Origin of the sequence: Lachnotalea sp. AF33-28, from assembly GCF_003477885.1 — a bacterium.
Taxonomy (GTDB): Bacteria; Bacillota; Clostridia; order Lachnospirales; family Lachnospiraceae; genus AF33-28.
This window is the reverse complement of sequence record NZ_QUEE01000003.1, coordinates 122,778-134,358: the sequence shown is the minus strand read 5'-3', so window position 1 is coordinate 134,358 and position 11,581 is coordinate 122,778. Positions and strand designations below refer to the sequence as shown.

Genomic DNA, 11,581 nt, shown 5'->3' with positions numbered 1-11,581 from the left:
TGTGTCCTTTCTTTTGCGTTACCACTTTCTGCGGTATTCACTGGCAGTCATTCCCTCAGATTTACGGAATACCTTGTTAAAATAGCTGGTATCGGGAATCCCGCAGGCCCCGGCGATGGATTCGATGGACTGGCCGGTAAAACGGAGCATTTCTTTGGCCAGCGTGATCCGCCGGGCCAGGATATAGCTGCCCACCGTGATGCCGTACATGCGCTTGAATTCCCTGGAGAGATGGTATTTGCTGACAAAGCAGGTTTCCGCCAGCTCATCCAGGGATATTTTATTTTGGAAATGTTCGTCAATGTATTCGCGGACCAGCTTGAGCTTCTGGACGATGCCGCTGTCTAAAATCAGCTCCTGCTGTTTCGGCACGGACACGCACATGGTCAGAATATCGGTGATATACTTGGAGGCCATGATTTCATCCCAGGTGCTTTTCCCGGCATGCATATCGATCAGATGCTGAATCGGAGCGGTAAACTCTGCCGGAGCGGCGGTATGGAATAAATTCCCTCCCAGGGTGGCATGATAGTACTGGTAATAGTTTTGCGCCATCGGCCCGTTAAAATGCACCCACATCAGCTCCCAGGGATTTTTTTCACTGCTCTGGTGGGAATAGCCCGGTTTGCAGTCGATGAACACGCAGTCGCCGGCCCTTAGATGATACCGCCTGTCCCTGTAGGTCACGGCCCCTTCCCCTGACAGCACGATCAGAAACAGGAAGGAATCCAGATGCTCACGCCTGCTGACATGGGACTTCAGACTGCGCAGCCGGCCGGCCTCCTGGACATAGAAAAGCGTGGATTTAGCGAAGTCGCTGGGGGTATGCAGTATTCGTTTGGTTTCGATAACCTGTGATTTGGCCATAGCAATATTTTACCTTTTTTAAGCAATTTTTAATGTTGATTATATGATTATACTATACTATACTTTCAAAGAAAAGTGAAAAGATAATACTATGTGAAATTATATTTGGAGGAATAACATGAAAAAAACAGCGCTTATCACCGGTATTACCGGACAGGACGGTTCTTATCTGGCAGAGCTACTGCTGGAAAAAGGTTATGAGGTACACGGCATCATCCGCAGGCATTCCAGCATCGCCACGGACAGAATTGATCATCTGTATGAAAATGAGGAGCTGCGCAATCAGACCTTTTTCCTGCACCACGGGGATCTGACCGATTCCAGCAATTTAAACCGACTGATTGAACAGATTCAGCCTGACGAAATCTATAACCTGGCGGCGCAGTCCCATGTGGCGGTATCGTTCGAGGTTCCCGAATATACCGCAGAGACCACCGGCATCGGCACGTTAAGACTGCTGGACGCCATCAAAAAGAGCGGCGTGGACTGCAAGTTTTACCAGGCTTCCACTTCCGAACTCTTCGGCGGGCTGCCCGAGACTGCTCCGCAGAGCGAAAAGACACCGTTTTATCCCAAGAGCCCCTATGGCGCGGCCAAGCTGTACTCCTACTGGATCACGGTGAATTACAGGGAATCCTATAACCTGTTCGCCTGCAACGGCATTCTGTTCAACCACGAATCCCCCAGACGGGGAGAGACCTTCGTAACCCGCAAGATCACCAGGGCGGTGGCTTCCATCATGGCCGGCAAGCAGGAGAAGCTTTCTCTGGGCAATATGGACGCGAAACGTGACTGGGGATTTGCCGGAGATTATGTGGAAGGCATGTGGCGCATCCTTCAGCAGGATAAGCCCGGCGACTATGTGCTGGCCACCAATGAGACCCATACGGTGCGGGAGTTTGTGGAACTGGCTTTCCGTGAAGTGGGCGTAGAGGTGGAATGGAAGGGCGCCGGCGTGGACGAAAAAGGCTACTGCAGAAAGACCGGCAAGCTTTTGGTTGAGGTGAATCCAAGGTACTTCCGTCCCGCGGAAGTGGAGTTCCTCTGGGGAGACGCCTCAAAGGCTGAGCGTGAACTGGGCTGGAAGCGCAAGGTGGATTTTAAAGGCCTGGTGAGCATGATGGTGGACAGCGACATGCGCGAGATCGCGAACATGAGCGCAGAGGAATGCAGGGCGGCTAACGCGTCTTGCGAAGCATAACTTGCAAAATGGACTGATTGGGTTTATATTATAAAGGACATTGCTGCAGAGCATATGCATTCTGCACGGAAACGGAGTTTGAAATGGAAAAAGACAGTAAAATCTATGTCGCCGGCCATCGCGGTATGGTAGGCTCGGCAATTGTCAGAAAGCTGGAACAGGAAGGGTATCACAATATTGTGACCAGAACTTCCAAAGAGCTGGATCTGCGCAGACAGGATGCGGTGGAGCAGTTCTTTGCAAAAGAGAAGCCGGACTATGTGTTTCTGGCTGCGGCCAAGGTGGGCGGTATCATGGCCAACAACACATATCCCGCCGATTTTATGTATGACAATATGATCCTGGAGATGAATGTGATCAAAAGCGCCTTTGACAATAAGGTGAAAAAGCTGATGTTTCTGGGTTCTTCCTGCATCTATCCGCGCATGGCGCCCCAGCCCATGCCGGAGAGCTGCCTGCTGACCAGCGAACTGGAGCAGACCAATGAGGCATACGCTCTGGCGAAAATATCCGGACTTAAATACTGCACTTATTTAAACCGGCAGTACGGCACGGATTATATCAGCGTGATGCCGACAAATCTCTACGGCCCGAACGATAACTATCACCCTAAGAATTCCCATGTGCTTCCCGCCATGATCCGCAGATTTCACGAGGCGAAAGTGAGCGGTGCGCCGACGGTGACCGTATGGGGAACCGGCACGCCTCTGCGTGAATTCCTCTATGTGGACGATCTGGCGGACGCCTGCCTGTACCTGATGAATACCTACAGCGGCGATGAAACGGTGAATCTGGGTACCGGCAAAGAGGTGACAATCGCCGAATTGGCACGGATTGTGAAAAAGGTAATCGGCTATGAGGGCGAGATCGTATTTGATACCACCAAACCGGACGGCACTCCCAGGAAGCTTCTGGATGTGTCAAAGCTTTGCGGGCTGGGCTGGACCTACAGGACAGAGCTGGAAGAAGGCATCGCTCTGGCATACGATGATTTCCTGCACAGTGAGATGCGGGCAGAAAGATAACGGTTGTCTGGGGATATTAGAAGGAGGATTTTTTTTATGAAAAAGATACTTGCGCTGTTAATGGCGATGGCAATGCTTGTCAGTGCCGCAGGCTGCCAGTCCAAGGGAAGCGGTAAGGAAATGAGCGCTGAGGAAGTATACAAGAGCGCCATGGAGAAGACGAATGCGCTTCAGGATACGGATATGACAATGAATATGGACATGAACATGGCTGTCGGCGGTGAGGAACTGACGATCAGTTCCGACATCGCACTGAAGGCCGCGGGCCTGACGACCGAAGAAATGCAGATGAACATGTCCATGGGCATGGAACTGATGGGCCAGGCCGTGGATATGAACATGTACTATAAGGACGGTTACTTCTATACTGAGATGGCAGGCCAGAAGGCAAAGCAGGCCATGGATGTGGAAGCTGCTGTGGATCAGGTGGAAGACAGCACCGCCATGGGCGGCATCGGCGCGGAAGCGATGAAGGAACTCAAAATGGAAGCCAAAGACAACGGCGAATATGAAATCAGCTTTGTGGCTGACGGCTCCAAGCTGACCGATTATGTGGACAGCGTGATGGGACAGCTGTCGGATGTTCTGGGTCCTGATGCGGATGCCAATATGACTGTGGGCGACGTTACCGGAACTGCTCTGGTAAATAAAGACGGTTACATAGCACAAGAAAGCATGACTATGGTTATGACGATGACTGTGGAAGGTCAGGAGATCACCCTGACTCTGAATATGGATGCTGTTTACAACAATCCGGGTCAGGCAGTGACGGTAGAATTCCCGGATCTGTCCGATTTTGTGGAAGCATAGAGTAAAAGTGTGTTAATAAAGGCGTTCCGTACTGCAGATCAATCTGCGGCACGGAACGCCTTTTTACTATCATAGGATTCATGTGTCTTTAACACCCTAATCTCAATAGGAAAATGCGCCCTATTGAATAAAAAAACGCTCCGCTTAGGATCGCACTGCGGCGGAAAGGTATTATGCCGCTAAAGCACCCGCCGCAGGCGGAGGATTCCGCCTGCTGAATTTGGTTACATTAATGTCTGTTACAGGGGCATTCGCTTTCCGGAGGCCTGTTAGAGTCAGGCCCCATAGGAGGTCTGCCAGGCCCAGGCCCCATAGGAGGTCTGCCGGGTCCGGGCCCCATGGGAGGTCTGCCGGGTCCAGGTCCCATGGGAGGTCTGCCGGGTCCGGGCCCCATGGGAGGTCTGCCGGGTCCAGGCCCCATAGGAGGTCTGCCGGGTCCAGGTCCCATAGGAGGTCTGCCGGGTCCAGGTCCCATAGGAGGTCTGCCGGGTCCAGGCCCCATAGGAGGTCTGCCGGGTCCGGGTCCCATAGGAGGTCTGCCGGGTCCGGGTCCCATAGGGGGTCTGCCGGGCCATGGCCCCATAGGGGGTCTGCCGGGTCCAGGCCCCATGGGAGGCCTGCCGGGCGGAGGCCCCCAGGGAGGCGGCCCTGCAGGAGGACGGCCCGGATTATTGGAACAGTTTGGGCAATTGGAAGGATTATTTGAACGGATCATGATATCAGAGGTCCTTTCGTGTTTTATATATACTATGCATACGAACCGTTTTGGTTGATGTATGGAGCCCGAAATGTCTGCGTTCCGGAAAACGTTAATCTCTGATCTGTTTTCCTGTGTGGTCCAGATGATAGCTTCCGCGTATGAGCAGCTGTGAGATCGGGACGATTTCATATCCCTGGCTCTCCAGCCCTTCAATGATCAGAGACAGCGCCTGGGGCGTATATTTGGCTCCGTTGTGAAGGAGAATAATTGCGCCGTTTCCCAGATATCTGTTGTTGCAGACCATTTTAACGATAGACTTAACGCCGTAGTCTTTCCAGTCCAGGCTGTCCACCGACCACTGGACAGGGATATAACCGCATTCCCTGGCGGCTTTCACCACGCTGTCATTATAACTGCCGTAAGGCGGACGAAACAGCTCCATTTCCACACCGGTCAGTTCGCGGACCATGCTGTGGGCTGCCTCTATCTCCGCTTTGATCTCCGCCATATCCATGAGGCTTAAGTTCGGATGGCTTTCACTGTGGTTGCCCAAATCGTGTCCGGCTGCCGCGATGGCCTTCACATCATCCGGATATTTCCCGGCCCAATCCCCGGTGATGAAAAAAGTTGCCCTGACATCGTACTCCTTCAGCACAGCCAGCAGTTCTTCCGTATATTCATTGCTCCAGGCGGCATCAAAGGACAGTGCAACCTGTTTCTGTTCTGTTTCAACGCTGTAAACCGGGAGCTCCTTTGCCTGTATCTTCCCGCTTACGGAAGCCACTGCCGGCGCATACATAACTGCGCCAAAACAGAGCGCCAGCGCTGCCAGGCAGATCGTAAGCCTCTCTGCCAGACGCTTTTTCACATGATCTAATTCCGTTTCCATAGGATAATGCTCCGGTAGGTATTTACTACAATATATCGCCGGGACAGAAAGGATATTCCTTGACAACTGTTTCATCCTATGCTATAGTTAGCACAATTTCCTCTATGCTTCCGCGCATAGATCGGCTGTGTCTGTCTGACACAGTGTTCGCAGGTTTCCTGCAAGTAATCCCTATAGGTCATTGTTTAACTAAATTAAGCAGCAAAATAAGCGAGGATGCTTCTGCTTTTGCGGGCGGAGGGACGAATCGCCGACAGCAAATTGAACGCCGCTGCACAAAGGCTGGGTATGGCTGCTGAAGCCGCCCTGGTTCTGTTTGTGTACGGGAAAAGAGGTTTTATGAAAAAAATTCACAAAAATATAGTGAGCAGAGTTTTGATGATCTGTACGGCAGCGCTGTTAACGTTGTCTGCAGCGCTTGATCCGGCTCTTAGGACAGATGCGGCCGGACAGGATGACGGAGGACTGCCAGTAAAAAAACAACCGGAGGCTGTGTCCGGCAGCGGCTTGGTGCCGTCCGTTTCGGATAACGCTTCAGTGGACGAACCGCCTGCGCTGGACGAAGCGCCCACGCCGGACGAACCGCCCGTGCCAGGCACGGTCCGCATCCGCCTTTTTACGGATGGGGGAAGTTATCAGGGCACAGAGGATGCGGTGCTGGAAGCGGAGGCTTTCGGCGAGGTGGCGCTGGAGAGTCCGGTAAAAGAGGGCTGCGGATTTTTGGGCTGGACCGTCACCGGAGACGCAAAGCTTGATGAAAAGACGGGCATCCTCCATACAGCCGGCGAGGATTTGATCCTGACGGCGAATTATGCCCCGCTGCTGACTGCGGGCAGCCTGCGCGCGGCCACAGGAGAGGATAACATCTCATTCACACAGCAGGATGACGGTGCGGCATATTCGCTGATCGGGGAGTGGGAAGGCAGCGGCAAAGCCCCGGTGGAGGGCGAATTCACGCTGACTGCGGGAGCGGATTACCGGATAGAACTGGCCGGGGGAGAGGGCGGAGGCGACACCTTCAAAGGCGGCAAGGGCGGTTTGCTGCGGCTGAAAATCCATGCGGCTGAAAATGTGACGCTGCGCCTCCGGCCTGGCGGGGGAGGTGCATGGACCGTACCGGGATATCCTGACGGACAGGCAGGACCCAGCAGCGGCGGGGGCGGAGGGAGTTCATCCGTATGGTGCGGGGAGATTCTGCTTGCCGCCGCCGGCGGAGGAGGCGGAGGAGGAAAACACAGCACCGGCGGAGACGGGACTGCCTTGGGCGGGACTGCCGGTTTTGCGGCAGTATACGGCGGCATGAACGGACAGCAGTATTTTACGGAAGAGGATATATGGGCGGAAGTCAGAAAGCGCCAGTCCGAAGATTTCCTGCTCTATGCCGACCCGTGGATGCCGGACGGCGGAGGCGGCGGGGGAGGTTTTCCGGCCGGTTCCAATACATATTTCTGCTACGCCGGCTGGGACCCGTATTGGACGGAAGCGCTGGACGGAGATCTGGGGGGAAGCGGAGGCATGGGATACCTTTCGGCGGATACCGTACAGGGCATTGCTGTGCTGGAGGCGGAATCCGCCGACGGAGCCAACGGCCATGACAGCTATGCGATGGACGGAAGCAGCGGCTATATCAGGATTTATGCGGTTTCCAGCACCCTGACCATAGATCCCGCCGGAGGAAGTTATGAAGGCGAATGCAGGGTAAAAGATGTCAGGGGCGCCGTATATGTTCCAGCGGTTCCCTGTCGGGAGGGGTACCGTTTTGAGGGATGGAAGCCGGACGGAGGGGGGAGCATAGAAGGAAACCGCTATATATTCGGTGAAACGGACGGCACTCTGACCGCCTTGTGGACTCCCGAGGTTTATAAGATTCTTCTCCACCTGCAAGGCGGAGAGGTGAAGGGGGACAATCCTTCCACATATACTGTGGAGACAGAGACATTCACACTCTGTAACCCGGTGAAAGAAGGCTGTCATTTCGGCGGATGGTCCGGTGCCGGGGCGGATCACAGCATGACGGTGACCGTCGATCAGGGTTCCTTGGGGGACCGCGAATATACGGCGGTCTGGCAGGAAGCGGCGCCACTGCTCTTGGACTCATCCACCGATTTATCCATGGCGCCCTTTACGGCAGCAGATGCCGACGGAAATCCCGTGGAATACCGGAAGGGAGGGATCTGTCTGGACTGGACCCGGTATGTGGGGGATGCCTCGGGGTATAACCTGTACCGTATGGGGGAAGGGGATCAGGAGTTCGTCAAAATATCGGAGCTGCAGACGGATAAGTCCTACCGGGACCCTTTGGCCAATGACCGCGGGCTCCCGGGCATGCCTGCCGGATGCCGGGCTGTCTCGACGGACCCTAAGACGGCAAAGCTTTCCTGGAGCGAACCGGAGGATACGGGAAGTGTTTACCGGTACCGTGCGGAGGCTGCGGAGGACATCATGAGCGGCGGTTCCGTTACATTTTCTTATACCGGCGGCATTCGCAGCTTTACGGCGCCGATAGAAGGCACTTACGGGCTTGAGGTATGGGGCGCATCCGGTGGCGGCAACACGCCGGGAAACAATAGTCCCAGAGGCTCCTACGGCGGCTTGGGCGGTTTCGCAGCGGGTGAGGTCTGGCTGAAGGAAGGAGATACCGTTTATGTGACGGTGGGCGGAGCCGGAAGGATCAACGCTGTGGATCCTGACGGAGGCTATAACGGCGGAGGCGGCCAGGATACCGGTTCCGGAGGAGGGGGAAGCGGAGGCGGCGCGACTCATATCGCCAGGCGAAGCGGGCTGTTGGCTGACCTGTCGGACCAGCGCGAATCCGTATTGATCGTCGCGGGAGGCGGAGGCGGATCGGATGATATCGGAGATCCGCCGGATGTGGAAAAGTCCTATGCTTCCGGCTGGAATGACGGCAGAGGAGGGGCCGGCGGCGGTATCTGCGGAGGAAACGCATGGTACTGCAGCCAATGGATTCTGACAGAAATGGCAGGGACCGGCGGAACCCAGACCTCCGGCTGGGCGTTCGGCAAAGGGGAGCCGGTATTAGGAAGCGGCTGGGACCCCGGCGCCGGAGGGGGTGGATGGTATGGCGGCCGAAGCAGCTTAAAGGGAACCGGAGGGGGCGGCGGAGGGTCGGGTTACTTAAGCCCGGAGCTCAAGAACGGCTCATTCGGTGAAGCGGACCGGTGGGGCAGCGGCATGGCCGTCATCACTTTGCCGTCTGCCTATACGAAAACAGCGGTCTCCAATATCAGGGAGGAGACAGTCACTTCCGGAATACAGGGTTATCTCGTGCTGCCGGATGATGAGCCGGACACCGAGGTGACCATGGAAAACGGTGTTTATACGGCACAGCCCTTTATAACGGTTGAGAAAAGCACAGCGGGATATGTCCATATTGCCGCTGTGGATAAAGCGGGAAATGTAGGGCCGTCGGCTCATCAAAAACTCGATCTTTTATCTCTTGAGACAAAGGCAGATGTATCTTTGGCCGGCATGAAGGGCGGGGCGGTTCTGGAATGGAACTATGAGAATCCCGAAGCAAACTATCTGGCCTGGCGCAGCCTGGCGGGAGAAGCGCGCTGGGAGAAGATATACGGGGAGCCGGCAGCGCTGAAATCCTGCAAGGATGAGCAGGCCAACGATCTGGCGGCCCCGGAAAAGGTGCGGTTCCTATCCGTTCTGCCGGAGACAGCAGGGTGCAGGATACAGGCCGTCGTATGGGAGGAACCGGAGGATAACGGTACATCCTACGATTTTAAAACAGAGGCATATGCGCCCGGCAGTTCGGACTGCCTTGATATTTCAAATATCTGTACGGAAACGCTGCTATCCGGAGTCATGGGATATCTGTGGAAGCTGGATAGCAGTCCCCGGGCAGAATTAACGCCCGGAGCCGATGAAGTGCATCTGACGGCAAAACGGCGGCTCGATTTTTGTGTGAAGGAGGCGGCAAACCGTTATGTCCATATTGCTGCCATCGACAGGGCAGGTAATATCGGGCCGGTTTCCGATTTCCTGCTGGCTACGGATGCGGTGTTCAGCGATCTGCGGATACGGGTGCTGGATCAGATAACCGAAGAGCCGCTTGAAAACGTGGAATTAAGTGTGTATGCCGCTCGGAAAATTCTCAATCCGGATACAGGCGCGGTTTTATATGAAAAGGACGAACTGGTGGAACAGGCCGTTACGGATGCGGGGGGAGAGGCTCTCATCAGGGAACTGTATGGCGGGGATTACTATATACGGGAGACACGGCCAAGAATGCAGCAATATGACAGCTATGCATCGGCATATGAGCTGCCAAAGGAGGTGTATCCGGTCCATCTTCGGACCGCATCAGAAGAGTCTGCCGGCGAAATCGAGGAAGAAATTATACAAACTATCTATAATCTGCCGCTGACAGGCACTCTTAAGGTAGAAAAGACCGATGAGGAAAACGGGAACCCTGTGGCGGCGGCCTTTGAGATCACCGCAGCTGAAGATATCCTGCATCCGGACGGCAAGAGCGGAATTGTCCATGAAAAGGGCTCTCACGCAGGCAGTATCCGCACCGGCGCATCGGGATCGGGGGAGTTTGCGGGTCTCTTTCCCGGTAAATACTGCCTGACAGAAAAGGAGGCGCCGGGTTATCTGCCGGATCAGGAGATTCATGAGTTTACAGTGACCGCTTCAGAAGAGAGCGGCCTGAATCCCGCATTAAAGCTGACCAATTTAAGCATAAAGGGTAAAATTATATATTCGGCTGCCGACAGCCGCACCGGCTATCCACTGGAAGGCGTACAGGCCGGTCTTTATGCCGCGGAAGACATCCGCCATCCGGACGCCAGCGGCACGGTATGGCATCAAAGCGGCAGGCTGGTGGCGGAAATTACCACCGGACCGGACGGTACGGCGGAGGTGACCGCTGACCTGGACGGACGCCCTGTTTTTCCGGGCAGGTACTATTTTCTGGAATCCGCTCCCCGGGCGGGATATGAGAAAACCGTGCGGCGTCAGGAACTGATCCTGAAGCCGATGGCGGAGGACGGACCTTATGCAGTTGCTAAAGCGCTCTGCCTTAGCTCTCCCCTTTCAGCCGAAGCGGCCCTGCTGGTCAGGGATATTGAAAACCGTAACCCTCTCCGGGATGTGCGGGCCGCGCTGTATGCGGCAGAGGATCTGATTTATCCGGATGGCTCCGGGACTGTTATCTATGAGGCGGATGAGCGTGTGGCGGAAGTGGTTACGGATGAGGATGGCAGAGGATTTATTGACCAAGATAAAGACGGAGCCTGCCTGCTTCCGGGAACCTATTATTTTAAACAGACAGAGGCCAGAACAGAGAGAATGGATACTTATACCACCGGATATCTGCGCTCTGATGAAAAGGCCATCCTTACGCTGGACGCAAAAGATGCGCAGAATAAAGAACCGGACAGGGCATTGCTTGAATGCACGCCGGTTAAAGGCGCGATCGAACTGTATGTCAAAGCGGAGGAAGAAGATGCGGGAGAAGGCGCGCAGGAGATGAAAAAATCTGTGTTCGCAGGCAGCCGCTACAGCGTCTATGCGGCCGGGAATATCCTGCATCCGGACGGAAGAACAGGCGCGGTCTATGAGGCGGACGATTTGATCGGCTTGATAGAAATAGGAGAAGACGGCAGCGGCGTGCTGGAGGGTCTTTATCTGGGGTGCTACCGTGTGGTTGAAAGCAGCACGGTTCCCGGATATGAAGCGGACAGCGGCAGCCATCTCCTGACAATTTCTTATTTATCACCGGAAACGGCCTGTGTGACTGCACGGCTTGATATCACGAAAAAAAGGGAAAAACCTTCTGACGGGGAAACGGCAGCAGACGGACATGAGACGGCAGAATATGAAAAAACAGGTGATTCCGGTTTGGCGGATTGGAAGAGGGCGGACCGGTCCGAAGGCAGGGACAGAAATAATAGCAGGAATGAGAGGCGTTACGGCAGAATAGCGCAGGCCCCCGCATCGGGGGATACTGCGCCGCTGACCGTATCGGCGATGCTCCTTTTGACAGCCCTCATACTGATACTGCGGCTGAAAGCCTTAAAACGAGGCGCTGACCGCTGATAGAAGAGAGGAGGCAA

At 55.0% G+C, this 11,581-nt stretch carries 7 protein-coding genes; 4 read left to right on the top strand and 3 right to left on the bottom strand.

Features of this window, described 5'->3' with window-relative positions:
* Nucleotides 1–18: 18 nt before the first annotated feature.
* On the bottom strand, nt 19–867 hold the full coding sequence (locus tag DWZ56_RS05275) for a helix-turn-helix transcriptional regulator (RefSeq protein ID WP_118555345.1): 849 nt from the start codon (nt 865–867) through the stop codon (nt 19–21).
* A gap of 118 nt (nt 868–985) precedes the next feature.
* Between DWZ56_RS05275 and gmd the strand changes: the two genes are divergently transcribed.
* From gmd to DWZ56_RS05260, 3 genes are all read left to right on the top strand, one after another.
* Nucleotides 986–2,068 carry a GDP-mannose 4,6-dehydratase gene (gene gmd / locus DWZ56_RS05270; protein WP_118555344.1) on the top strand — a complete coding sequence of 361 codons (1,083 nt, stop codon included), beginning with the start codon at nt 986–988 and terminating at the stop codon, nt 2,066–2,068.
* An 83-nt stretch (nt 2,069–2,151) separates the two neighbouring features.
* The gene (fcl, locus tag DWZ56_RS05265) at nt 2,152–3,093 is read left to right on the top strand and encodes a GDP-L-fucose synthase (protein ID WP_118555585.1); all 942 of its coding nucleotides are present in this window, start codon (nt 2,152–2,154) and stop codon (nt 3,091–3,093) included.
* 36 nt (nt 3,094–3,129) lie between these two features.
* Entirely contained in the window at nt 3,130–3,903 is a 774-nt protein-coding gene (locus DWZ56_RS05260) for a DUF6612 family protein (protein ID WP_118555343.1), read from the top strand.
* Nucleotides 3,904–4,178: 275 nt separating this feature from the next.
* On the opposite strand, the gene DWZ56_RS05255 is transcribed toward DWZ56_RS05260, so the two are convergent.
* On the bottom strand, nt 4,179–4,478 hold the full coding sequence (locus tag DWZ56_RS05255) for a hypothetical protein (RefSeq protein WP_158584457.1): 300 nt from the start codon (nt 4,476–4,478) through the stop codon (nt 4,179–4,181).
* Between the two features lie 234 nt (nt 4,479–4,712).
* Nucleotides 4,713–5,492: a polysaccharide deacetylase family protein gene (locus tag DWZ56_RS05250; RefSeq protein ID WP_118555342.1), complete on the bottom strand. Its 780-nt coding sequence runs from the start codon at nt 5,490–5,492 to the stop codon at nt 4,713–4,715.
* Nucleotides 5,493–5,831: 339 nt separating this feature from the next.
* Between DWZ56_RS05250 and DWZ56_RS05245 the strand changes: the two genes are divergently transcribed.
* Nucleotides 5,832–11,564, top strand: coding sequence for a glycine-rich protein (locus tag DWZ56_RS05245; protein WP_158584456.1), 5,733 nt, complete (start codon nt 5,832–5,834; stop codon nt 11,562–11,564).
* The last annotated feature ends 17 nt before the right edge of the window (nt 11,565–11,581 follow it).